21 protein-coding genes are annotated in these 24,716 nt (G+C 53.3%); 8 read left to right on the top strand and 13 right to left on the bottom strand.

All coding sequences use genetic code 11. From position 1 onward, the window contains the following. Nucleotides 1-42: 42 nt before the first annotated feature. Complete coding sequence (locus tag IGS16_RS02640; protein WP_297083113.1) at nucleotides 43-231, bottom strand: hypothetical protein; 189 nt, start codon at nucleotides 229-231, stop codon at nucleotides 43-45. A 537-nt stretch (nucleotides 232-768) separates the two neighbouring features. On the opposite strand from IGS16_RS02640, the gene ppk1 reads away from it, so the two are divergent. Then, nucleotides 769-2,925 carry a polyphosphate kinase 1 gene (gene ppk1 / locus IGS16_RS02635; protein WP_297083111.1) on the top strand — a complete coding sequence of 719 codons (2,157 nt, stop codon included), beginning with the start codon at nucleotides 769-771 and terminating at the stop codon, nucleotides 2,923-2,925. A 25-nt stretch (nucleotides 2,926-2,950) separates the two neighbouring features. Here ppk1 and IGS16_RS02630 read toward each other — a convergent pair whose 3' ends face one another. After that, nucleotides 2,951-4,021 carry an Mrp/NBP35 family ATP-binding protein gene (locus IGS16_RS02630; protein WP_297083109.1) on the bottom strand — a complete coding sequence of 357 codons (1,071 nt, stop codon included), beginning with the start codon at nucleotides 4,019-4,021 and terminating at the stop codon, nucleotides 2,951-2,953. Between the two features lie 448 nt (nucleotides 4,022-4,469). On the opposite strand from IGS16_RS02630, the gene IGS16_RS02625 reads away from it, so the two are divergent. Further along, on the top strand, nucleotides 4,470-5,573 hold the full coding sequence (locus IGS16_RS02625) for a cysteine peptidase family C39 domain-containing protein (protein ID WP_297083107.1): 1,104 nt from the start codon (nucleotides 4,470-4,472) through the stop codon (nucleotides 5,571-5,573). A 41-nt stretch (nucleotides 5,574-5,614) separates the two neighbouring features. On the opposite strand, the gene IGS16_RS02620 is transcribed toward IGS16_RS02625, so the two are convergent. Both IGS16_RS02620 and IGS16_RS02615 read right to left on the bottom strand, forming a co-directional pair. After that, on the bottom strand, nucleotides 5,615-6,622 hold the full coding sequence (locus tag IGS16_RS02620) for a hypothetical protein (protein ID WP_297083105.1): 1,008 nt from the start codon (nucleotides 6,620-6,622) through the stop codon (nucleotides 5,615-5,617). Nucleotides 6,623-6,752: 130 nt separating this feature from the next. After that, nucleotides 6,753-7,301: an FHA domain-containing protein gene (locus IGS16_RS02615; RefSeq protein WP_297083103.1), complete on the bottom strand. Its 549-nt coding sequence runs from the start codon at nucleotides 7,299-7,301 to the stop codon at nucleotides 6,753-6,755. Between the two features lie 1,576 nt (nucleotides 7,302-8,877). Between IGS16_RS02615 and IGS16_RS02610 the strand changes: the two genes are divergently transcribed. The 3 genes from IGS16_RS02610 to IGS16_RS02600 all read left to right on the top strand — a co-directional run bounded on the left by IGS16_RS02610 (nucleotide 8,878) and on the right by IGS16_RS02600 (nucleotide 11,989). Next, nucleotides 8,878-9,690: a carbon-nitrogen hydrolase family protein gene (locus IGS16_RS02610; RefSeq protein WP_297083101.1), complete on the top strand. Its 813-nt coding sequence runs from the start codon at nucleotides 8,878-8,880 to the stop codon at nucleotides 9,688-9,690. Between the two features lie 247 nt (nucleotides 9,691-9,937). Continuing rightward, nucleotides 9,938-11,392 (top strand): cation:proton antiporter, encoded by a 1,455-nt coding sequence (locus tag IGS16_RS02605; protein WP_297083100.1) that lies wholly within the window; start codon nucleotides 9,938-9,940, stop codon nucleotides 11,390-11,392. 123 nt (nucleotides 11,393-11,515) lie between these two features. After that, entirely contained in the window at nucleotides 11,516-11,989 is a 474-nt protein-coding gene (locus IGS16_RS02600) for a hypothetical protein (protein ID WP_297083098.1), read from the top strand. Between the two features lie 81 nt (nucleotides 11,990-12,070). Here the strand turns inward: IGS16_RS02600 and IGS16_RS02595 are convergent, their stop codons facing one another. Together IGS16_RS02595 and IGS16_RS02590 are read right to left on the bottom strand one after the other, a co-directional pair. Beyond that, nucleotides 12,071-13,546, bottom strand: coding sequence for a tetratricopeptide repeat protein (locus tag IGS16_RS02595; RefSeq protein WP_297083095.1), 1,476 nt, complete (start codon nucleotides 13,544-13,546; stop codon nucleotides 12,071-12,073). A 233-nt stretch (nucleotides 13,547-13,779) separates the two neighbouring features. Continuing rightward, nucleotides 13,780-15,552, bottom strand: a complete 1,773-nt coding sequence (locus tag IGS16_RS02590; protein WP_297083093.1) for a glycosyltransferase family 2 protein — start codon at nucleotides 15,550-15,552, stop codon at nucleotides 13,780-13,782. A 99-nt stretch (nucleotides 15,553-15,651) separates the two neighbouring features. Between IGS16_RS02590 and IGS16_RS02585 the strand changes: the two genes are divergently transcribed. From IGS16_RS02585 to IGS16_RS02575, 3 genes are all read left to right on the top strand, one after another. Next, complete coding sequence (locus IGS16_RS02585) at nucleotides 15,652-16,128, top strand: hypothetical protein (protein WP_297083092.1); 477 nt, start codon at nucleotides 15,652-15,654, stop codon at nucleotides 16,126-16,128. Nucleotides 16,129-16,278: 150 nt separating this feature from the next. After that, nucleotides 16,279-17,880, top strand: a complete 1,602-nt coding sequence (locus IGS16_RS02580) for a hypothetical protein (RefSeq protein ID WP_297083090.1) — start codon at nucleotides 16,279-16,281, stop codon at nucleotides 17,878-17,880. 26 nt (nucleotides 17,881-17,906) lie between these two features. After that, complete coding sequence (locus IGS16_RS02575; RefSeq protein ID WP_297083088.1) at nucleotides 17,907-18,890, top strand: glycoside hydrolase family 26 protein; 984 nt, start codon at nucleotides 17,907-17,909, stop codon at nucleotides 18,888-18,890. Between the two features lie 27 nt (nucleotides 18,891-18,917). Here IGS16_RS02575 and IGS16_RS02570 read toward each other — a convergent pair whose 3' ends face one another. The 7 genes from IGS16_RS02570 to IGS16_RS02540 all read right to left on the bottom strand — a co-directional run bounded on the left by IGS16_RS02570 (nucleotide 18,918) and on the right by IGS16_RS02540 (nucleotide 24,710). Continuing rightward, nucleotides 18,918-19,982: an ABC transporter ATP-binding protein gene (locus IGS16_RS02570; protein WP_297083086.1), complete on the bottom strand. Its 1,065-nt coding sequence runs from the start codon at nucleotides 19,980-19,982 to the stop codon at nucleotides 18,918-18,920. 103 nt (nucleotides 19,983-20,085) lie between these two features. Further along, nucleotides 20,086-20,538 carry a nuclease gene (locus IGS16_RS02565; protein WP_367185709.1) on the bottom strand — a complete coding sequence of 151 codons (453 nt, stop codon included), beginning with the start codon at nucleotides 20,536-20,538 and terminating at the stop codon, nucleotides 20,086-20,088. Beyond that, complete coding sequence (locus IGS16_RS02560) at nucleotides 20,535-20,819, bottom strand: hypothetical protein (protein WP_297083082.1); 285 nt, start codon at nucleotides 20,817-20,819, stop codon at nucleotides 20,535-20,537. Before IGS16_RS02560 ends, IGS16_RS02565 begins: the two co-directional genes overlap by 4 nt. A gap of 80 nt (nucleotides 20,820-20,899) precedes the next feature. Further along, a complete protein-coding gene (locus IGS16_RS02555) occupies nucleotides 20,900-21,769 on the bottom strand; it encodes a carbohydrate ABC transporter permease (protein ID WP_297083080.1) in 870 nt (289 codons plus the stop codon). Beyond that, nucleotides 21,766-22,698, bottom strand: a complete 933-nt coding sequence (locus tag IGS16_RS02550) for a carbohydrate ABC transporter permease (RefSeq protein ID WP_297083078.1) — start codon at nucleotides 22,696-22,698, stop codon at nucleotides 21,766-21,768. Before IGS16_RS02550 ends, IGS16_RS02555 begins: the two co-directional genes overlap by 4 nt. Before the next feature lie 106 nt (nucleotides 22,699-22,804). After that, nucleotides 22,805-24,106 carry an ABC transporter substrate-binding protein gene (locus IGS16_RS02545; RefSeq protein WP_297083076.1) on the bottom strand — a complete coding sequence of 434 codons (1,302 nt, stop codon included), beginning with the start codon at nucleotides 24,104-24,106 and terminating at the stop codon, nucleotides 22,805-22,807. A gap of 337 nt (nucleotides 24,107-24,443) precedes the next feature. Next, nucleotides 24,444-24,710 carry a DUF2584 family protein gene (locus IGS16_RS02540; RefSeq protein WP_367185710.1) on the bottom strand — a complete coding sequence of 89 codons (267 nt, stop codon included), beginning with the start codon at nucleotides 24,708-24,710 and terminating at the stop codon, nucleotides 24,444-24,446. Between the last annotated feature and the right edge of the window lie 6 nt (nucleotides 24,711-24,716).

The raw sequence follows: 24,716 nt of genomic DNA, 5'->3' as shown, positions 1-24,716 counted from the left end.
ATACTACATTCTGCCCCCATTTTTTGTATGTTGAGCTATCTTTCAACACCTCTGATGCCAGACCTGTTCGCCATTGCGTAGCTGCTGAATAGAAACCTTGATTTCGTCTCGTGCCATTAGAGTGCGGGCGATCGCCCAAAATGCTTTACTAAATAATGCGGCAAAGCCGTAATTTCTGTGGGACGAGAGGGTGGCTTGGAGGGATTCTGAAGAGAGCGTTTTAGCGTTCATTGGCTTGCTCCAAATACTATGTGAATCACTATGCGTAATCTAAGTACAGATGTTGAGCGCTGAGTGTGGCAGAAGCTTACAAATACCTAGCTGATTGCTCCGTCTCGTTGCTCTATCTCGTTGTTCTGCGTTGCTGGTTGCTGTATGAAAGCTAGAATAGGCGATCGCCCAAGGGCTGTCGTTACAGAAAAGTTCAGGAGTTTAGCCCACCCGCGTCTAAAAAGTTAAGGAAATCTTCCAAATGGCCGAAGCGCGACCAAAACGCAGGACACGACTAAACGGCTGCCAATTGTTAATCACGTTGTCAATCATGTTGACAATGGGCTAAATCCCTGGCTCACAAGGCATTTGAAGCATAGCCCATTAGAGAAATTTGCTGGCTGCAAAACCGGACAAAACGCAGTCCAAGATTCGGAGCAGGAACGATGTGGCCTGCAATACTAAGCCCTATTTGTATACTCTTCTTGACACAAAAACTCGATACAGTTTGATACAGATTTTGTCTACTCAAGCTGCTAGAACTGGCTGGTAAACTTTATGACAAATGTTAAAGAATCTGCCCCTGCTGCGAAGTCTGCCGTTAACCTGAGCGATCCACAATACTACGCTAATCGTGAGCTAAGCTGGCTGGAGTTTAATCGGCGGGTGTTGCACGAAGCGCTAGACGAGCGCACGCCGCTGCTGGAACGTCTAAAGTTTCTGGCGATTTTTAGCTCTAACCTAGACGAGTTTTTTATGGTGCGGGTGGCGATTGTGAAAGACCAGCTTGAGGCAGGAGTCACTACGTTAACACCAGACGGGCGCACCCCCCAACAGCAGCTTGAGGAAATTAGTCAAACCCTGCGGCCTATGGTGGAAGAACAGCACCGATACTTTGAAACCGTTTTGCGCCCAGCGCTGAAAGAGCATGGCGTGTTCCTACTGGACTACATCGACCTCAGCCAGGAGCAGCGGAACTACGTGCGAGATCATTTTGAGAAGCGGATTTTTCCGGTGCTGACCCCGCTGGCGGTCGATCCGGGGCATCCGTTCCCGCGCGTGTCAAACCTCAGCCTCAGTCTGGCGGTGCAGGTCAAAGATCAGCAGACGGGCGAAGAGCATTTTGCGCGAGTCAAGGTGCCCAGCAGCCTGCCCCGGTTTCTAAAGCTGCCCTCAGAGCCTAGCCAAGAAGGCGGCAAAAAGGCGGTTTGGGTTGGTATTCCAGTAGAGCAGGTCATCGCACACAACCTGGAAATGCTGTTTCCCGGCATGACGATACAGGAATATTCCCTCTTCCGGCTTACCCGCGATACAGAGGTCGAGTTGCGTGAAGAAGTGGCGGAGGACCTGCTGCAAGCGATCCAAGACATGGTGAAAAAGCGGCGGATGGCAGAAGCGCCTGTGCGACTGGAGATTCAGTCCAATGCGTCGCAGTTGATCAAAGACACCTTGATGGATGAGCTGGAGCTAAAACCCCACGAGGTCTATGAAATCGACGGGCTGCTCAACTTGAAGGATTTGTTTGCACTAACGGGGTTGCCGCTGCCTGCGCTCAAGGATGCGCCGTTTTCGCCCATGCCGCCGCGCCAGTTGCGGTTTACGGGGGAGTTGCTGCCCGCCAATGCCGAACGGGAAGATATTTTCTCCATCCTTCGCCGCCATGACGTGCTGGTGCATCATCCCTACGAATCCTTCAGCGGTTCGGTGGAACAATTTATTGCCCAGGCGGCCCGCGACCCCCAGGTTCAGGCAATCAAGATGACGCTGTATCGCACATCCGGCGATTCGCCGATTGTGAAGTCGCTGATCGAGGCGGCGGAAAACGGCAAGCAGGTCGCAGCGCTAGTAGAGCTAAAGGCGCGGTTTGACGAAGAGAATAATATTAACTGGGCGATGCAGCTTGAGCAGTCGGGCATCCATGTGGTCTATGGTCTGGTGGGGCTAAAGACTCATACCAAGGTGGTGCTGGTGGTGCGTCAGGAAGGGGACGAGATTCGCCGCTATGTCCACATTGGCACAGGCAACTACAATTCCAAGACGGCCAAGCTCTACACCGACCTGGGCCTGCTGAGCTGCCGCGAGGAACTGGGCGCAGATTTGACCGATTTGTTTAACTACCTGACGGGTTATTCGCGGCAGCACTCCTATCGCAAGATTTTGGTGTCGCCTGTGAACATGCGCGATCGCATGACGGCGCTGATCCATCGCGAAATTGAACATGCTAAAGCAGGCAAGCCTGCCAAGATCATCGCTAAGATGAACTCTTTGGTTGATCCGGGCATGATTGCCAAGCTGTATGAAGCCTCACAAGCAGGGGTCGAGATCGACCTGATTGTGCGAGGGATTTGCTGCCTGAAGCCGGGAATTCCCAATGTCAGCGAGAACATTCGGGTAATTAGCGTCATCGGGCGCTATCTAGAACACTCACGCATCTTCAACTTCCACAACGACGGCAACGCAGAATACTACATTGGCAGTGCGGACTGGATGCCGCGCAACCTCGATCGCCGCGTGGAAGCCGTGACTCCCATTGAAGACCCTGCGCTGAAAAAACTGCTGCGGGAGATTCTCGATACGACGCTGAGTGATAACCGTCAGGCATGGGAGCTTCAGCCAGACGGCAACTATACGCAGCGCCGCCCTAAGGAAGGTGAACCCGTGCTGAGTTCCCAGGAGATCTTTATGCAGCGGGCAATCGAGCAGAGCAAGCCCTAGAAGCGCTCCTTCAGACCCCTGAACTCTAGCTCAGCGCTGCAACAGACACGCGGGCTGCAATCTGCTGGGCGATCGCCCTCAGTGCTCCAGCCGAAGCCGAGTCGGGGTATTCCACCACAATCGGAATGCCGCGATCGCCCCCCTGCCGCAGCGGAATCTCCAGCGGCACACGGCCCAACAGCGGCAGTTCCAGTTCTTTTGCTGTTTTTTCGCCGCCGCCCGAACCAAAAATATCGTATTGGCGATCGGGCAGGTCGGGCGGGATGAAGTAGCTCATGTTTTCCACAATGCCCAGCACGGGAACTTGAAGCTGCTGAAACATCCGCAGGCCGCGCCGTGCATCTTGCAGGGCCACCGTTTGCGGCGTAGTTACAATCACTGCGCCCGCCATCGGCACGGCTTGGGCCAGCGTCAGTTGTGCGTCGCCCGTGCCGGGGGGCATGTCTACCAGCAGATAGTCCAACTCGCCCCACTGCACCTGATAAAGGAACTGGCGGATGATGCCGTTTAGCATTGGCCCGCGCCAGATCACGGGCTGATCTGGGTCGATCAAAAAGCCCATCGACACCAGCTTTACGCCGTAGTTAAACACGGGTTCCAGGATTTCGCCCTGGGGCCCCGGCTGCACCTTCACCGCTGCCTCCGTCAGTCCCAGCATCGTCGGCGTGTTGGGCCCATAGATGTCGGCATCCAGCAGCCCCACTTTTGCGCCCGCCTGAGCCAGCGCTACGGCCACATTCACGGTGACGGTGCTTTTGCCCACGCCGCCCTTGCCGCTAGAAATGGCGATGATATTCTTCACACCGTCGATGCCTGTGCGATCAGGCAGCGCTTTTTGCTGAGGCGTTTCGGCCGTCACGTCCACCACCACCGCCTGAACACCGGGCAGCGTTTTCACCGCTCGCTCACAGTCTTCTACGATGAACTGGCGCAGCGGGCAGGCGGGCGTTGTTAGCACCAGCGTAAACCGCACCTCACCCTCTGCCACGGTGACGTTGCGGATCATGTTTAGCTCCACCAGGCTTTTGCGTAGCTCTGGGTCTTGGACGGGGCGCAATACCTCCAGAACGGCATTGGCATCAAGGGTATTTAGCATTCGAGATACAGTTTAGGAATCCTTAATGTGATCTTACCGTTAGCGCACCCCAGACTTATGGGCGATCGCCCTCGGTATCCTTGAGAAACTGTAGGGAAATCATCAGGATCTATCGCATCTAGTCACGCTGACCGGAGGGGCGATCGCCCCTCTGGCGTTTCAGAAATCGCCCCTCTGGCGTTTCAGAAATGGATGGAGACGAGCGCCGAAAAATGGATGGAAAAGTTTTCCGAAATGGCGATCGCCCAGCAAACTGGGCACTCTGAAGCTAATGCGGCAAACTGACTGTAAACGCTCAATGAGTCGATCTCGCCCCCCGATCTTGTCCCGATCTCGCCCCCGATTCTGCCCCCAAGCTTGCCCCCGATTTCGCCCCCGAAGCTCGCTGCCGATTTTCCGCTGAGTCTCGCTGTGAACCTCCGGTCAACCTCTACCTGCGCTGTCGCTTATGTCTTTGGGAATTGCTAGCACCATTCTGCTCGGCGGACTTGCCTTTTGGTGGGGCATTCGGTTTGGGCGGCTGCTGTTGCGAAAAGGAGCAACCGCAAACGACCTGTTTAAGGGAAAAACCTCTGTCTCACTGGCTTTTTTAGGAATTTACATTGCTCTACTGCTGCTGGCGCTGTATGTTCCCCAATGGCAATGGCTACCGCTGGCGTGGCGCGTATCGGGAATGCAGGTGTCTTGGGCGGCGATGCGGATTATCCTGTTGGGCATTTGCGGCGTGGCGTTTGTGGTGAGCTGGCACACGCGCCGTTTGCAGGTGATTGCGGTCGTGCTGATTGGGCTGATTGGGCTGGGCAGCTTTACAGCGGCCGAGGCCTATCTGCTAGCTCCGATTTATTCCACGCTGGATGATAACTTGCGCCCCAACGGGGTGTTTCAGCAAACCGCCACCAGCAGTTGCGCGCCGGCTGCGATGGCCACGGTGCTGCGCCGCTGGGGGCTGGACGAAACCGAATCGAGCGTGGCAAAACTGGCGGGCACCAGCCGCCTGGGAACCTCCATGCCGCAGTTGATTACCGCCGCGCACCAACTCCAGATGGACGGTCTGGAGATCACAGGCGCCACCTGGGAGCAGATGCAGCGAATTAATCGGCCAGGTGTGCTGGCAAGCTGGCTATTCAACCCCAGCGGACGGCGATCGCCCCACGCGATTGCGCTGCTGTCCCTTAGCGATGACACTGCCACCATTGCTGACCCTGCCTGGGGGCGGATCTATCGCCTCAATCGCCAGCAGTTTCAGCGGATCTGGCGACGAGAATACGTCCCGTTCTTTCGCCCAGAGGAGGTGGTGCTGTCTGCGGCGCAAGTGCGGGACTACCTGACGCGCCTGGGCTATCTGAACCCCAGCAGCGCGATCGCCAACGATATCATCGACCATGCCACCAACCATGCCACCAACAATGCCACTATTAACACGGCGCTTCGCCGATTTCAGCAGTCCGTTGGCCTCAGCGTCACTGGAACCCTGGATGCCAAAACGGCGCTGATGCTAAGCGGGCCGTTTTTGACAGAAGGGCCGAGTTTGAAGGATGAGATTCAAGGGTGAGCGGGGTGCTTGCTTTCAGGCTTCCCCTTGCTTCTGCTGCCTTACCCTCGATAGATCGCATACATCCCGCCAACATAGAGCAGCAAAATCGCCACGCCGTCCCAGGTCAGGTGTAGGCGCGATCGCTTACTGGCTCGATAGATCAGCCCTACCAGGGCGATCGCCGTCATCATAATGGCAATGACGGTGGTGAAGGCATGAATGGGGTGGTTGATTTCGCCAAACAAACTGCCTCGCAGATAGGCCAGGTCGTAAATGCCCAGAATCGCCAAATTGAACAGGTTAGAGCCAAAAATATTGGACACCGCCAGGTCAGCGGCATTCAGGCGAATCGCCGTCAGCGACGACACGACTTCGGGTAAGGAGGTGGCCGCCGCCAGCAGCAGCGCCCCGACAAAGCTTTCCCCCAGTCCCGTAACCACAGCCACGCGATCGCCCAGGGCAGCCAGCCAAATGCCCAGCACCACAATGGCGATCGCCAGCAGCCCAAAGGTGCCATAGGCCTGCCGCTGCGAGATATGACCATACTGCAAGGTTTCGGCTTCCTCCTCCAGCAGTTGGGTGCGGCGGCGCAGTTCAAACTGAGCAATCAACTGGGCACTTACGGCATATAACAGCATCAGCAGCACACTTGGCAGCGCTACCCACCCCAGCGTCAGATCCACGCCCCGCTCCGCCAGCAAAATACCCGCTGCTGCTGTGCCCAGCATGACGCAGCCCAGACCCGCCGACAGCCCATGACTCACCTGCACCTGTCGCAGCAGCGGTTCTGGCCCTGTAAAAATGTCCACAATCACCAAAATCAGCAGGTTAAACAGGCAGCTTCCCAGCACGCCGCCCACTGCCAGATCGGGGACTCGAAACAGCACCACTGCGCTGATGCCGCTGGCCAGTTCTGGCAGCGAGGTCGCCCCTGCCAACAAGATCGCGCCGACCCAACTGCGCCCTAGCCCGGTCTTTTCTGCCAGCACATCGGCACTCTGCGACAGCCGCGACCCCACCCACACCACCAAGCTGACGCAGAGAATCACCTGGAGAAGGAGCAGCATAGCAGGACACGACAAACAAAAAAGGCGCAGGCGCTCTTTTCAGCGCTCACGCCCAACTGTAGCAAGGATTCGCCCCTGTGCCTTGAGAAAGCTAGAAGCGAACATTTGCAGCCAGAATTTAGAAGTGGAACTAGAAGCGGGTGATGTCCTGAAAGGCGGATGGGGCTGGGGCTGTGCTAGAAACGAAGAACTCGACATCGAAGGTGCCCAGCCGCACAATGTCGCCATCTTGGAGCGGGATGCGCTGCATTGGGAGGACGCGACGACGGTTAACCCAGGTGCCGTTGCTGCTGTTGAGGTCGGAAATGTAAAGCCCTTCGTCGGGGTGATAGCCAATCACCGCATGGCAGCGAGAGACGGACGGGTTATCGAGAGCGATCGCACAGGTGGAACTGCGGCCCAGCGACCAAACCGTACCTGGCTCGGTAGACTTCGACGGGTTGTGCAGCAGGTTTGTCATCAAAATCGTCTTGCGTCCATTTTGAAGCGCCTGTATGAAAAATTGGCTAACCTGGCACCTCGATTGGGTGGATGCCAGCATCGCTTCAACAGAACAGGTGTCGTCAAAACTGGTTCCATAGTCTGCCAACAGCGAGTTCTTTAAATGGGGATTATTAGAAGATTCTCCGACAGGTGGCAGAGGATCTGCTGTGATGTCGTCAGATTTAATGTTCAGCATGGCTTCTAGGTTTGTGTCAGGAGGGCAACTGAGCGAAGACAATGCAATACAACGTAACAGGATGAGTTGAATAGGCTGGGCAAACTGTTTGGAGCCAGGCTATAGTGAAGATTATCTTGCTACAACTAAATAAATACGGAACAACGCAGAGTAACACGAGCAAGCTACACGCCAGCCTGCCAGTTGAGGTCGGACGACGAAGGCCCGCCGGCTCAACCCTTCAGGCCCTTTGACTGGATATCTTGACCAAAGACACCCCGAACCCGTGAAACTCGCTGTTGAGTTTGACGTTCCGGACAGTTCTTTCACTCCTCAACCACCCCACACTATGAACTTAGTATGAAGCAGCGGCTAATACTGTAGCCAGGTTGCTAAGCCTGCGATCGCCCGCCCAAAAAGCTTGCGATCAAGCGCTGCACACTAAGATACTGCATTGCGGGAACAAGTTGAGAAGGGGTCTTATCAAGGGTGAGGAACAGGGTTGAATCTTGCAGTTCACCGCTGATGGGGGGAAACTGTGAACTCAGATGCAAATTCAGAATTTACACGCAAGTAGCGACTCGGCAGATGGCAACAAGTCCCTTGCGAGAGATTTCTGAAATTCCCTCAAACACAACATTCAAAAGTATGGTGAATGGTTCGTAAAGACTACACGCCTAGAACTAGCACCCCGGCTGATGACCTCGACTCCAAGCGCGGCCGCCCTGAACAAAACCAGAGTTGGCTCTGAAAGGCAGCGAGACGTATCAATGTCGAGAAGACCAGTGAAGTAATCAAACGGAGTGAGTAGGCTCCATTGCTTAGACATTAAATGGTGCTGAGAGAGCATTCGACAACAGGCGGATGAATGAAGTTCATAGAAGATTCATGAAGTTATATGTTGAGAGCATTTCCTTGAAGATTTGGTAAAGATTCAGTGCCAGACAAGGTGTCAATTAACACACCATGTCCGTATAAGCCGCTAATTCCTTTGTGAAGCGAAGCGCCAAGGCAATCTGCAGACCCGATTTCCTCTTTTGGATTCAGACGTTCAGACAGACAGGACTATCACTCCTGCAATCAGTTTTCGAGGATTGTTTCGATGATTTGCCTGAGTTTTGAGTGATTTCTTGCTCATGCGGCTACGGGAAGTTGCTCAACTGCATAGGTCCTCAAGGAATCGGGAAAGAATAGGGCTAAAATTAGGCACGACACTTACTACGCCCGCTTCTAAACCCTTTAATGCGCCATGTATCTTGATCTCAGGCCAGTGAGGTGTTCAAGAGGGATGTTCTCCACATTTGGCAGCACCAAAGCAGCACCAAACTAGTGCAGTGTCATGGTTTAGTTTTAGTTTAGGATGATGCATTGGCTCGTAGTAAGCGCTTCAGCACTAAAGCACTTACTACCAACCTAAGTTCTAGCTGTGACATAGCACTAGGCGATCGCCATCCTGCTGAGGGTGGTCGATTTTAGGGGAGGTTTGGGTCAGGTGTGGGCAAGTGGCAAGATCCTCTCGCAGCGCGATCGCCCGCCATGATGAAAAGAACGAATATTTTGGGCTGAATGGGAGTATGGTTTTCAATCGCAAGGAATCATGAGGTCTTATCTAGCGGCAGCAGTGCAAATGAATAGCGTGCCAGATCTGGAGAAAAATCTGGCTCAGGCAGAGGATTTAATCGATTTGGCGGTGCGTCAGGGCGCGGAACTGATTGGGCTGCCAGAGAATTTTTCATTTTTGGGCGATGAAGACGCGAAGCTAGCCCAGGCAGAGGCGATCGCCCAGGGCAGTGAAAAATTTCTGAAAACCATGGCCCAGCGCTATCAGGTGACGCTTTTGGGTGGCGGCTTCCCGGTTCCCACAGGCACAGGCAAAGTCTACAACACGGCCCTGCTGCTAGACCCCAGCGGCAGCGAACTAGCCCGCTACGAAAAGGTGCATCTGTTTGACGTGAACCTGCCAGACGGCAACACCTATCAAGAGTCGAGCATTGTGCTGGCGGGGACGCAGTTGCCGCCAGTCTACCCCTCCAAAGAGTTTGGCAATCTGGGGCTGTCGGTCTGCTACGACGTGCGCTTTCCCGAACTCTATCGCCACCTAGCGCAGATGGGGGCCGAGGTGCTGTTTGTGCCTGCTGCCTTCACCGCCTACACGGGCAAAGACCACTGGCAGGTTTTGCTCCAGGCGCGGGCGATCGAAAACACCTGCTACGTGATTGCGCCCGCCCAGACAGGCAAGCACAATGCGCGGCGACAGTCTCACGGACACGCGGCAATTATCGACCCGTGGGGGCTGATTTTGGCAGAAGTAGAAGAGAAACCCGGCGTGGCGATCGCCTCGATTGAACCCTCTCGGCTAGCGCAAGTGCGGCGGCAGATGCCGTCTTTGCAGCACCGGGTGTTTATCTAGGATGAACATTTGCGGCTAACGTGCCAGACCGATGCTAGCGCTACTGCTATAGAACTTCTTTATGTTTGTTGGTGAAAAAATCCAGGGTTTAGTTCTGCTAATTGTCTACTTTGGTAAGTTTTATCGAAGCTTGTGAGTCTCCAGGATTCGTAATTGTCTGGAGATCTTGAAGAAAGTCGGCGGGCGATCGCTGTTTTCCGCAGGAACACTCACGGTAAAGTAAACAGGACGAGTCTTTGTCAAGTGAATGCTGAGTCCGGCTAGTTTGTTCCATTCGTTCGATTTAGACGTTTCTAACCTGTGGCTGAATTCCGTCGCTCCCAATGCTTTCTCGCTGCTTGCCGAGTCTGGCTCCGCAGAAGAAGCGACGTTCGTTCTAGGCGGTGTTTTGCTCAGCCTGATTGTGGTTTATCTGGCGGCTAAAGCAGGCGGCGAACTCTGCGTCCGTGTGGGGTTGCCCCCAGTGCTGGGAGAGCTAATTGGCGGCGTAGTGGTCGGGGTGTCGGCCCTCCACCTGCTGGTGTTTCCCGAAAGCGGATTCCAGGAGTCTGGCTCTTTGGTGATGCGCCTGATGGAGGCTACAAGCGGTGTCAGCCCAGAATCCGCCAGCGGCATTTTCCAGGCAGAGAGTGAGGTCATCTCCGTGCTGGCAGAGGTAGGAGTCATCATCCTGCTGTTTGAAATTGGGCTAGAGTCCGATTTGAAGGAACTCATCCGCGTCGGCCCCCAGGCGGCAGTCGTCGCCGTGATTGGGGTCGTGGTTCCCTTTGCCGCAGGTACAGCCGGACTCATGCTGCTGTTTGGGGTGCCGACGGTGCCCGCCATTTTTGCCGGAGCCGCGCTAACCGCAACCAGCATTGGCATCACGGCTAAAGTGTTGGCAGAAATCCAGAAGCTCAGTTCGCCCGAAGGTCAAATCATTATCGGCGCGGCGGTGCTGGACGATGTGCTGGGCATTATCGTGCTGGCAGTGGTAGCCAGCCTGGCCAAGACGGGCGAAGTCCAAATCGGCAACGTGATTTACCTAGTGGTCAGCGCGGCGGTGTTCCTCATCGGCTCCATCTTTTTGGGACGATTGCTCAGCCCCTTCTTTGTAGCGTTGGTAGATCGGCTGAAAACGCGGGGGCAATTGCTGATTGCCTCGCTGATTTTTGCTTTCGGACTCGCCTATATCGGTGCAGCCATTCAGCTAGAAGGAATTTTGGGTGCGTTTGCGGCGGGGCTGGTTCTGGCAGAAACCGAAAAGCGGGAAGAGCTAGAAGAGCAGATTATTCCCATCGCCGATATGCTCGTGCCCATTTTCTTTGTGGTGGTGGGAGCGCGTACCGATGTCAGCGTGCTGAACCCCTTTAACCCGGAAAACCGTGAAGGGCTGATTATCGCGATTTTCTTGCTGGCGGTGGCGTTTTTGGGCAAGCTGGTGACGGGTCTGGGCGTGTTTGGCAAGCCAGGGATTAATCGACTGGCGATCGGCGTGGGCATGGTGCCTCGCGGCGAGGTCGGTCTGGTGTTTGTGGGCGTGGGTTCCGCGACGGGCGTGCTATCGAAGTCGCTGGAGGCTGCCATTATCGTGATGGTGATTGGCACGACCTTTATTGCGCCCGCTCTTCTGCGGATTGTCTTTAAGGAGCCAGACTCTCCCTCTGAGGGGACGGCGATCGCCCCTGAAGCCGCCGATGCCAGCGCCGTATCTGCCGAGTAGCTACAAACCCTACAGTTTCTCGCAGTCCCCGGTTTTTCTCGTTGTAGGGAACCGGGGCTTTGCTTTATTCGTCTACGTAGGGTTGATGACTATCGCTGAAGCTTGGAGCCTAGAAAAATCGTGATGAAACAACGACTAACCGCAGCGCTGATGTCCTTCATGCTGGCAGGTTGCGGGCTTGCGGGCGAGGTCGGAACTAATCCTGAAGCGCCGCCGATGGCTCCTGCACCCCGTGTGGGCGAGTTTTCCCTTGCAGAAAATAACCTCTACGGCTGTGGGATGGCGCTCTGGAAGGCAGACCGCACATCCCGCGAGCAATACGTCTTTTTCAACGGCATCGAAGACGGGTCGATGCGGATGCTGATTGACGGCAATTTGGTGGAGTTTCGCCGGGTCGATGGCAGCGGGCGGGACTTTTATGGACAAAAAACGACCCAGGTGTTTCGCAGCGCTGACGGAACCATCACGGCAACCGTCACCGTGACGCTGGGCGCAGAAGGCGAAATTGAAAGCGTGGCGATCGCCAACGGCACGATTCGGGTCGAGCGGGATGAGGCGACGGTCGAGATCCCGGTCGTGGGCGATGCCGGGTGTTAAGTTAATTTACTCATTGGGCTGCCCCAACCCAACACCTTTTCAAAAGCTCCCTGCATCAGTTTCTAGCGGGACTGCTCAACATTAAAACCGATACCGGAGCAGTCCTTGGATAGTTTGCTGAATCGAGTCAGGACTGGAACCACCCTGTAACCGAGCGCTGTTTGTCAGGCTGTAGCTCAAGTCAAGCTGGGTACTTTCAGAAAAAGTGATTGTGCAGCGCGATCGCACTACATAGCTGCGATCGCTAGTCTCATCATATTGCTGTCGGCCCAGAGCGGCAGAGATTTGGCACTCTAGCGGGTCAAAGATGCGTCCTTGCCAGCCAACCTCGCCCAGATACAGAAAATAGTCGGGCGGCGCAAAGTAGCCGTTGTTGAAGTCATCGGCATAGCTCCAATACAGCAACGTCCCTGCAAGATAGAAATCGCCTAGCTCCTGCCGAAGGTATAGCAACGCTTGATTTTCTGTATTGCCGTCGCTGTACAAGCCCAGTGTGTAAGACAGAAATAGGCTTGTGTCTCCGCCAATTTCCCAATACAGCGTTGGCTCAACGCGAAAAGCCGTAATTTGATTTTCAAGGGCTTGTACATTTTCTTTGTAAGCCCCGTAGCGCAAGTTAGCTCCCAGGCTAAGATCGGGAGACACTGCCACGTTGAGCGCTGAATTAAAGCGAAAGATGGGGTCTTCTCGGCTAAATAGATCAGCGCCGATAAAAGCCTGGAGGCTGTAGGGTGCAAAGCGTGTCTCAACTCCCAAATCTAGCCAATAGTTTTGAAGGGGTTCAAATCCAGACTGCTCAAAGTTGGTGAAACCAAGCCGAACGGTTGGAATGAGGTTGCTCCCAGAGACAGGAAACCGTATAGTCTGCTGTACAAACTGGGACTCTTCGCCATTACTGGTAAATCGCCAGCGAAACTCGGTGTCAGCTCGAATGGTGCGGATCTCGCGGGCGATTGCCAGTGCTTCTGGATGCTGCAAATCGATAAGTGGTTGCAGTGTATCAAGAGCCTCAGAGATTCGCCCGGTAAACTGATAAGCCTTAGCCAAGCCAATCCTTGCCTCTACAGAATCGGGCAATCGCTCCAAAATATACTGATAGCGGGCGATCGCCTCTTGGCTCCGCCCGTCCCAAAGTCTCACCTGCGCCTGCCCAAGTTGGGCTGATAAATTTTCAGGCTGGCGCTGCAACACGGCTCCGTAGGCCGCAAAAGCCTCAAAATATTGACCAGACCAGCTTAAAACCTCAGCTAACCTCAACTGTGCCGCTAGGTTTTCTGGATCTTGCTCAACAATCTGGCGATAAAGCTGGATGGCTCGCTCGTAGTCTTTTGACCAACTAGTAACCTCCGCCCGCTGTATCTGGAGGTCTACTCGATCCGGATACTCCGCAACGAGCTGATCCAACAGGTGCAGGCTAAGGTCGTACTGCTGGATATAAGAATATAGGGTAGAGAGCCTAATGCGGGCCGTGTAATTCTGCGGCGATCGCGCCAAAACAGACTCATAGAGGGCGATCGCGCCATTTAGATCGCCTTGAGCCTCTAACTCTGCTGCCATCTGCAACTGCTGGTCAATCAGTTGCGCCTGTGTATCAGAAGAACCTAATGATTCGGCTGGTTCTATCACCAGGCTTGGAGATAAATCTTGGGCAACCAACAATCCTAGAGAAATGGATTGAGACTCTTGAGCCGAAACCGACAAAGCCAATACGCCTAAACCAGCACCAGTTAACAGAACACTAAACAAGACATCTCTGACAAACATGCTTCTGAACTAGATGCTTCCAGCACCTATCGCAAAAAATTTCCAAACATCGACCTAGGAAGCGGCGCATTCCTAGCTATTACCTCCACCCCATCACTTATCCGCAGCCCAACGGCAAACAGCACAAGCAGCGCTGAGAGGGCGATCGCCAACTTCTGCGGCAAGTACCAAGGCAACTTCTTAGCATGGTTCGCATTTTCACGAACATGAAGCCACACAATCGCTAGCGCTAGCCCAATGTAGATTCCTGCATTCAGCAAGGTTAAAAAATAGTAGCCCTTTGCATGAATCGCACTATCCACCGCAATTACTGTAAGCCCTGCAACCACAGCTATCATCAAATAAGGAATCAGTACTTTGAAGGGCAGCGGCTTCGGCGCATTTGCCCCCTTGGGCGTAACGCGAAATGGCAGATCTTTCTGCAAAATCCAGCTTACAGTTGCGTTGAATACGCCCGCCAAAATCCAGGGCCAGCGCGCAAACTGAAATAGTAACATCTCCCAACTAACAATCTTTGCGTTGTGTGGGCGCAAGCAGCCCCGCGTCGCAACCCACGCCACAGGCAGCAAACATGCCAAGGACAGCACTGCAGACCTTGCTACAAACTCTAGCCACCTCACCTGAACCCAAGGCATATCAAAAATCAGCGCAATCGGCGGCATCAGCACACCCGCCAAAATCGTCAACCCAAAAATCGGATACCAAAACCGGGCAAAGAGAAACTGAAACTTGAGGCGGGGCGTCAACCCTCGCCAATAGCGAGGCGTGATAGCCAGCAAAACCATCATCAAACTGCGTGACCACTGATATTCCTGCACCAAAAAATCGGCAAAGCAGCCGGGACCATCTCCATGCGCTTCTGCATCAAAAGCAAACACCCCCTTCCAGCCGTAGGAATTCATCATCAATGTTGTAGTGTGATCCTCGGCTAGCTCGGGCCCCAATCCGCCAATCTGCTTCAGTGCCGCAGTCCGCACTGCGTAGTGACTACCAATACAAAGCGGTGCCCAGCCGTTGTTGTAGCCCGCCTGTAAGGAGCCATGCAGGGTGGCCTCTGCAAATAGACGTGCGTTCACGACCCAACTCTCATGAGCATTAGCATCGCAAATACTGGGTGCTGCGACGTAGCCAACTTTTGGATCAACGAACGGGCGCAACATCGCCCCCAGATAGCCTGGTTCTGGAACATGATCGGCATCGAGTTGAGCAACAAAATCGTACCTCTCATATCCATACTGGTCGTAGAAGTAGGCTAGGTTGCCCTCCTTGCATTTTGTGCGGCGAGGCCATTTGGGCTGATGATATTCTGGGACACCCTTGCGAGTTGAGATTCTGACTCGATGCTGACGACACCAAGCAATCGTTTCGGGCTGGGGATCTTCATCTGCAAGCCATGTGTCATGAGGATGAGACTGGCTGAGCATTGCTTCAAGAGTTTTGCGAACTATCGCCCATGGCTCTGAAGGAGCCTTCGTAACTACCATCGCCACACGCCAAGTGGAAGGCAAGGCGATTTTTGGATTCGGCCGCTTCATCTGTGCGACAAAAAAAAAGTAATAGCCTGGAAGGAAGGTATTCCAAGCTATCAGCAAGCTTGTGATCACAGTTCCTGATACGCTAATGCGATTTTCGGACTGAAGCCACCAAGCCCAAAACCAAACCAAAGCGATCGCCCAAACCCCTACTAGACCCAGAAAAATCACTTTGTCTCGCCGAGATAATACGTCCACCAGCAAAACTTTTGATTCTGAAACAAGCAGAGAAATAGCACGGGATTTTGTCTGTAATCTAATCGTCATAAACGCACCCAGATAACAAGCTTAGTAGCTATATCAAAAAACAGAATCCTTGAAATAAAGGAGGCCTTAGTGGTGCAGAAAACTTTTCTGAGTCTCATGATGGGCAGCCTAGACAGTCAAAATAAGCGGCTGAAACCGTTGCCTCTGTTCGATTTCCAGAGAAATCCTAAATCTGTTGTCTCGACAAGAATCCTTGATTTAAGAGAGTTTCAGGAGTTTTCTGCAGCACCAAGGAAGGGAGACTTAAAGGGCACATCTCAGTTCTGCAAGTTTGCCCTCATCCCCCAGCCCCTTCTCCCAAAGAAGAGGAGCCGAATTGGAAGTCCCTCTCCCGCTTTGGGAGAGGGATTTAGGGTGAGGGCTACAAAAGTGGGATACACCCGGCTTAAAAAGGGAGATAAGGCTAGCTTGATAAAGTACACAGACAAACCCCAAACAGGAATCAGAGAATTCGTGGAAGAACCTGGTACCGCATTAATACCAGACACGCGAAAAGTATTGTTCTTTAACAGAGAGAATAAGCCAAAAATTTATGCACTCTTGTTAAAAAGGGCACTTTATATAAAGTTTTTATAAATTTTCTTCTTTTATATGCTTCCACAACCCCAATTTCTTCATGAAGTTTGCGACGATTACCGTGAATCTACTGAGTCTAGTCTGACGTAACAGTTCTTGTTGCATCCCACAAAGAACATCAAGGGAAGGTAAAGGTAGAAGTTTCGGTTTATGGTTAGGACTCAAAAAGGCATGGGTGTAGATAGTACGAACGAGCTGATTGGATTTAGTAATACAAATGACTTACTTGTCATTCAAGATATGCCACTCCCGGAGGGCGGAGCTGATACGAGCCTTGTTCTTGGTTCAGAGCATCAACTTTCTGATGGATTAGTAGAGCTAGCGCCAGAAGTTGCTTCCCAAAATTCCAAAGATATTCCCCATCTCACATTTACCCCGAATGGGCAGCCTGATGAAAAAATCGTGCTGGTAGGTATTGACTGGGGCTATGAAACTGGGGCGATCGCAACTAAACAGAGCTATGGGCTGAATCTTAAGCAGGGCTTCAATCCTTACATTGTTGGAAAGCAAGTCGGTGATCCTGTTTATCGGAGACAACTGGCAACGATGAAAGCCGGTTTTTTCCGATACCACCATGCAGATCAGATGAAAGATGCGTGGACGAATGTGAATGGCTGGGTCATTTCTCCTGACAATGCAGACTACCGCTGGGATCGCGACAAAATTGCTTTAGCAATGGATATACCCTTCGACGGAAATCCAATGCTGAAGATAAATATTGCAAACTGGCCAAAATTTTTAGCGATAGAGGGCGATCGCCCCCTGTCATTGCCTGATGTGCCGGAGGAATTGTTGGTTTCAGTAGGTCGGCTACGTCCTGAGATGATTGACGCCTATGCGGAGTTTTGTGCTGATTTAGTTCGGATTATTAATCTCGAACAAAAGCGCGGCGTTGTTTACTGGGAAGTACTAAATGAAATGGATCAAATTTACAGTTCACCAGAAGCAATGCGTCAGCTAGCTGAGATTTATGTCCGTGCTGCCACTGCAATGAAAGCAGTTGACCCAACGATCAAAGTAGGTGGGCCTAGCTTTACCTGGCCAGATCGACTAAACCTGGTGATCCCATTTATTGAAGTTGCCTATCCTCACCTGGATTTTGTGTCCTATCACTCTTATACAAGTGGGAGACTCGAAGACTCAAATGCCTCTACTTGGGACAGCGCCAATACTCTCGGCAGCCGCACTGCTACAATCCGATGGGTTTTGCAAAAATATGGCGATCGCCCGATTGAAACATTTCACAACGAGTTTAATTTAAGCTATAGACCACCTGATCCCAGAATGCACAATATTGTTGGAGCCGTTTATGACGCTCTGGCACTTGCATCAATTACTCGTTCAGGCGCAACAGGAGCACTAGCCTGGGCTGAGGCAGATGGCTGGTATGGCAAGCTAAGCCCGTTTGGTGAGTGGGAGCGCCGTCCGTCGTCTTACGTTTTTCAGCTTTACAATGATCTACTGTTAGGCAATGTAGTTGCTGCATCTTCAACTGATGAGCGAGCGGTTAGCGTCTATGCTACTAATGCTGAAGCTTGGGACGCATTTTCTCTGGTTAATCGATCGATGCAAGACCAGACTATACAGCTCTTTTTCCAAGGTTGGGAGTTCCCTTACAATCCTGATTTACCCGTTAGGGTTTATCAGATTAGTGAGTCAGGCCTTAGTTGGGGAACCGTGTCTTTTGGAGCGATTTCTAGCCAGCCATTTACTCTGCCCGTTAACACAATTACAGTCTTTGAAGTGTCATAGATCTAGAAATAGGAATACAATAATACATGACCCGACTCATAGAGGCTTTTTTGCTAGGTATTGTTGGGGCTTTCCTATTTATTAAGCTGGCCAACACAGTCCAAGTTATGCATCGACACAGTATTGCATTCGGTGTGTACGATCCGCACCAAGCATTTCAGCATCCGGAAGTGTTGATCGAACATCACTTTGTTCCCTGGCGATTAGATAATACAAGAGAGCTAGACGAAGCCTTGCAATCAGCGAAACATAATCATCGCCTGCCGATGATTACACTAGAACCGTGGCCTTGGAACTGGAATGGCATGACAAATGAAACACTGTTCCAAGACATTTTATCTGGCAAGTATGACAGAACTATTGAGCGAATTTTGAATGTGCTGAAGCAGCAATCACCTCAAAAGGTGCTGTTTCGATGGGCGCATGAAATGGAAATAGTAGGTCAGTATCCCTGGTCAAAAGAAGACAGCAATAATTATGTCCGAGTTTATCATTATGTGGCTGACTATGCACGTCGGCTTGGTATAAGCAATGTTTTTTGGATATGGTCTCCTGCTGGAAATCGCTCTGCTCGATCATACTATCCGGGTTCAGATTATGTAGATTTTGTTGGAATTTCTATCTATGCTACGAAGGAGTGGAATACTCAAGATCCAAGCAAGATCCATTCTTTTTCTAAGCTGATTTCTGAGAAATATTGGATTGCCAATCATTTTAATAAGCCGATGATCATTAGTGAGGTAGGCGTGGCTGGATCTGAAAATGAAATCGATTGGTGGATTACGGATGCTGTCAATAGTCTCGTCCGATATCCAAAAGTAAAGGCTTGGGTTTACTTCAATCAAGTTCAGCCTAATATTGTCCCGCTTCCTATTGGTTTTCCTAATTGGGAGCTATCCCAGCAACAGATCCATTTGCTCACTAGCCAGTGGCAAGCTTATAATAAAGGTCGTTTAGGGCAGGATAACATTCAAGCTTTTATGATGAGTCAGGGAGAATTGCGGCCCTAGCTACTCTTTTCTTTAAGGACTGCTTAGTCACAGGCGATCGCCCTTCTCCGCATCAAACCAGTGCAAATGCTCCGGCGGCAGCGCCAGCGTCATCTCGTCTGCGTTCCACACGGCATCCATCGGCAGCAGGGCCCGCAGCGTGCGATCGTTTGCGCCAGGAATGCGGACGCTGACTAGATTGTTCATGCCCAGGTGTTCGGTGAGAAATACGTGACCCTGGATAGAGTTTGGATCATCCGTCTGCGCCAGCCGCACCTGCTCTGGACGAATGCCGAGGGTGACAGTGGACAGGGACTTGAGGCGATCGGGCAAGGGAATTTTGAATTCATTGAGCAGGGCAAAGCCGTTCGCGCAGGTCAGGTCGAATAGATTCATTTGGGGGCTGCCAACGAAGCCTGCGACGAAGCGATTGGCAGGATGGCTGTAGATTTCCGCAGGCGGCGCAAGCTGCTGGAGTTCGCCGTTGTTCAGCACAGCAACCTTAGTCGAAAGGGTCATCGCCTCGGTCTGGTCGTGGGTGACGTAGACGACCGGAGCCTGCTGCGCCGCAAAAAGCTGCTTCAGGTCTGCCCGCACCTGCTCTCGCAGCAGCGCATCCAGGTTGCTGAGCGGCTCATCCAGCAAAAACACCTCCGGCTGCCGAACGAGGGCCCGACCCAGGGCAACCCGCTGCCGCTGGCCGCCCGAAAGCTGACCGGGCTTGCGGTCTAGCAAGTTGCCCAGCCCCAGCACCTCGGACGCCGACGCGACCCGCTGCCGAATTTCTTCCGGTGGCACCCGCCGCAGCTTAAGCCCCGACGCGATGTTGTCAAACACCGACAGGTGTGGATAAAGCGCGTAGCTCTGGAAGACCATTGCAATGTTGCGATCGCCCGGTGGGATGTTGGTGACAGGGCGATCGCCAATCAGCACTTCACCTCGCGTCGGCTGCTCCAGCCCCGCAATCATCCGCAAAATTGTAGACTTGCCGCACCCCGACGGCCCCAGCAGCGTCAGAAACTCACCGTCTCCCACTGCTAGGCTCAAATCTTTCACGGGCACCACGCTGGCGCTGAAGGTCTTGTTTAGATGTTGCAGTTGGAGTTTAGACATGGGAGTTAGGGATCAGGTGCCAGGGGTCAGGGGTCAGGGTTTAAATGCTGAAGGTTGTGTTTCGCTAAATAGCGTCAATCTTTTCTCAGGGTTGGGTGAAGGTTTATCTGGGGGCAATGTTTTGCCACAATTCAGCGGATATGAATCTCGATAGATGACCGATGTTTGTCGTTGCTATGACCATCTCTGAGCTCATAAAAGTCATTGCTTGAGCGACTAGAATCATGTCGCCATCGATCGTTTTGTCGCCTGCGGTTGGTTGTCCTTGTTGACGAGCTTGCGCCCAAAGTTGAGCTGCTTGGCGCATCGCAATGGTTGTAATGGGCAAATACTCAAGAAACTTGGCTAAATCATCTAAACGAGCGATTCCTTTATGTTTATTGGCTCGCAATAGTTCGCGTCGAACCTCATAATCTGCAATTTCTGGAATAACAATCTGACTGCCTGATGTGATGTGCAATTGAAGCCATTGAGTACAAGCCGTGCTTTCCGCGGAAAGCTTCGGATTGGTCACTAAACCCAATGGCCCGGTGTCTAACACGATGACTCGGCTCACCAGGTAATTCCCTTTAATTCAGGTGGAAAGAGTCTGCGATCGGATAATCGATCATTGTCCAACGTTTCAACCAAATATTGTCCTGTTTCCTGCTGCTCTTCTGAATCCTCGTCATCAATCCAAGACTGGAGCAATTGAACGGCCTCGGCTTGCCGCTGCTTCAACAAAATGGATTTCGTTAAAAGCTGTAATGCTAATGCCTCAATTGAAAGCCCTTTCTGATTGGCTTCTTGTACAAGGTATTGCTCTAATTCTGGTGATAGATTAAGAGTTAACGTCATGAGTCTAATGGCGACATATTTTACATTTTAATTGCTGGGAATTCGTTGTCTTGTTCTTGTCTCTAAAACAATTGTCTTGACTAACCTTTGACTGCGCCGGAGGTGAGGCCCTGGACGATGCGGCGCTGGAAGAGAAGCACCAGCACGATCAGCGGCAGGGTGCCGACGACGGTGGCGGCGGCGAGGGGGCCGTAGGGCACTTCAAAGATGCTGGTGCCGCCGATTTGGGCGGCGGCGACGGGGACGGTTTTCATCGACTCGCGGGTGATGAAGGTGAGCGCAAAGATGAACTCGTTCCAGGCGAAGATGAATGCCAGAATGCCCGTGGTGACGAGGGCGGGAGCGGTGAGCGGCAGGAGAATTTGGGTGAGCATTTGCCCCGTATTGTAGCCATCGACCTTGGCGGAGTCTTCCAGGTCGCGGGGAAGCTGCTGAAAGAAGCTCCGCATCACCAAAATCGTCAGGGGCAGGTTGATCGCAGTGTAGGGAATGATCAGCGCCAGGTAGTTGTTGCCCAGGCCGGCGGCCCGCACCAGCTCCAGCAGTCCCAGAAACAGCAGGATATAGGGAAACAGCGTGACGATCAGAATCAGCGACAGCAGCACATTTTCACCGGGGAGCTTCAGCCGGGCCAGGGCGTAGGCGGCGGGTGTGCCGATGACCAAACACAGCACCGTGGAAATCACTGCCACGACGAAGCTATTCAGCATGTAGGTGAGGAACGGGCGGCGGCTGAACAGTTCTGTATAGTGCTGGAGCGTAAAGCGGGTGGGAAAGTAGACATTCGGCACGGCGGAAATGTCGGCGTTGGTCTTGATCGAAGTCAACACCTGCCACAAAATCGGTGCGAGGCTGAGGACGACGACGAGGGCGATCGCCCCCACCCTGCCCACCTGCCGCCATGAAATCGGGGTGCGCTGCGGTTCCGTCAAACCAGGCTGGGTCGTCATCGCGTTTCTCCGGTAGCGCTGCGGGCTTTGGCAAGGAGGATAGTGGCGATCGCCACCACTGCCACCAGCAGCAAAAATGTCACCACCACCAGCGCCGCGCCATAGCCAAAGTCGAGATAGCGCATCACGGTGGCATAGATATAGACAGACACGGTTTCCGTTGCGCCCGCCGGGCCACCGCCCGTCATCACCTGCACCAGGTCAAAAATGCCAAAGGCCTGGGCAAAGCGAAACAGCGACGCAATCACGATCTGCGGCATTAGCAGCGGCAGGGTGATTTGGCGGAAGCTCTGCCAGCGGGTGGCCCCGTCCATCGCATGGGCTTCGTACAGGTCTTGCGGGATGGACTGCAACCCCGCCAGCAGCAAAATCGCCACAAAAGAGGTCGTCTTCCACACGTCCGCCGCGATCAGCGCCAGCATCGCCAGCGTCGGGTCGCCCAGCCAGTTCACGCCCGATCGCAAAATGCCCAGCCGCATCAGGATGTCATTCCACACGCCGTATTGATCGTTGAAAATCCACACCCAGCCCAGCGCGATCAGCGCCGTCGGCAGCGCCCAGGGCAAAATGGCGATCGTCCGCACCCAGCCCCGCCCGCGAAACGCCTGATTTAGCACCAGCGCCATGCCCATGCCCAAAATTAGCTCCAGCGTCAGCGAGGACAGGGTGAACACTGTCGTATTCCCCAGGCTTTGCCAAAAGCGCCCATCGGTTGTCATCCGCCCCAGGTTCTCGAATCCCGAAAACACCGGCTGTAGTTCCGTCCCCAGGTTTTGGGTAAACAGCCCCAACCAAAACGCCCGCAGAATCGGATAGGCATACACCACCGCCAGCAGCAGCAGCGCCGGAGCCACTAGCAGCCAACCCGTGCGGCGATTCCCGTAGGGATCGCTTCGCGAATCGCGTTGTTGGAGGGTGGATTGGGTCATGGGGGGTTGTAGATTTTGGATTTTGGGGTTTGGGTTTTGGATGTGCGAAAGGGCGATGGCAGCTTTTGCCCTATCTGTGCTTTTCTCGGTCTCTGGGTTTTCTGAGTTACGTTCCTAACAGTCGTCGAGTCTCTGCTGCGGCTGCCTGCATCGCGTCTTCGGGCGAGCTACGGCCGGTGATGGCGGCGCTGAGGTAGCGCTGGAGGATGTCGGAGGCTTGGGCATATTGGCCGATGGGGGGGCGCAGCACGGTGGCATCGAGAACGGGCAGCAGGGCGGGATAATGGCTGAATTTTTCGACGATGGCGGGGTCGGTGAAGAGCGATCGCCTTGTGGGCACGTAGCTGCTTTCCAGGATGAACTGGCGCTGGGCGTCGGTGCTGGTGAAAAACTCGATGACGCGCCACGCTTCATCGGGATGGCGGCTGGTCTTGGCAATGCCAAAGCCCCAACCGCCCTGGCACGCGCCGCTATTAAAGCCAGGGGCATGAACCATTGGCTTGATGCCAAATTTGCCGCGAATGACGGAATCTTCGGTATTGCTGAGGGCCCAGGCGTAGGGCCAGCTTCGCATAAAGACGGTGTTGCCGCTTTGGAACAGGCGTAGGGCTTCGTTTTCTTGGTAAGTCGTCACGCCGGGGGGCGAAATTCCCTCATCGATGGTGCGCTTGAGGAATTCCGCAGCGGCGATCGCCCCTGAAGAATCCAGCCCCACGTCTCGCGTCTCCGGATTCACCCAAAACGCACCGAAGCCCTCCAAAATTTCCACAAACATCGCAGCCAGCCCTTCATACTGCCGCCCCTGCCAGACGTAGCCCCAGTCCGCCAATCCGGCCTGCTTGGCGGCGCGGGAAATGTCCAGCAGTTCGTCGAAGGTGTCTGGTGGCTGTGCGCCAAGCTGCTCCAGGATGTCCGTGCGATAGTAGAGCATTCCAGCGTCGGAGCGCAGGGGAATGCGGTATAGCCCGTCGCGATAGCGGCCGCCGTCTATGTCGGTGGTCAGAAAATCACTCAGGTCGCTTTGGGCAGCGCGATCGCTCAGATCTAGCAGCCAGCCCGCTGCTGCAAACTTCGGTACCCAGACGATATCCATGTACACCAGGTCGTAGGGCGAGTCGCCCAGCAAAAACGACGAAGTGTAGAGGTCTTCGACCAGATTAGTGGCGTTGGGGCCTTCGATCACATCCAGCTTGATGTCGGGATTTTGCGCCTCAAATTCTTGAATAAGCGAGGCCCACTGCGTGCCCTCTAGCGCCTGAATCAGCACCGAAACATGGGTCGGCTGCTGCGTCAGCCCCATTCGTCCAACTGCCAGAAGGCTGATACAGAGCGCGATCGCCAGCCCGAACCAGCGCCAGTTTAGCCGTCTTCTGCCAGACCCCAGGGGCGATCGCCAAAACCCATCCATCCTGCTGCCCACCCGTCACAAAATTGCCACCCTGCGAGAAAAGTCAGGGCTGTATTCGTTCCCTTTCAAGAAACCACAGGATCGGGGCGATCGCCCGCCAAAGGCTCAGATTTGCAACGAAACTTAAAGCGATCGCCAGCAAGGGTTCAAAGCGCGATCGCCACTTTTACTAATTTCGATAAAAATATTAGCCCCAAATATTAGCCCCAAATATTAGCCACAAATACTAGTCCCAAATATTAGCCCCACTCAGTCTAGATAGGTCGCATTTCTAGAATCATTCAGTTGGACTTTTCTGACCCCAACTTCAGTTGCACGTCGCGCCCTGATTATCCTTCTAAGCTTTGGTCAAAAAGGGAGACTCGTATATCCTATCAATCTCGAAATCTATACTAGTAGCTCCGTTTTCCCAAACAAGCTTGTGAATTTTAATGTCTGCATGAGCAAACCAATCCTCATCCACCAAAGGAATGGGAACATCTACTGGAACAATTCTATATCCCTCTTTTTGGGCAAAATATCTCTTTCCCTTCTCAAGTTGAGAAGGATAGCCTTGAGAAGGCTTTAACTTTAAGATGCTATTGACTTCACAGGACATTCCCATAATTTT

The organism is Thermoleptolyngbya sp. C42_A2020_037 (assembly GCF_015272455.1).
Taxonomy (GTDB): domain Bacteria; phylum Cyanobacteriota; class Cyanobacteriia; order Elainellales; family Elainellaceae; genus Thermoleptolyngbya.
This window is presented reverse-complemented; position numbering and strand designations above follow the sequence as displayed.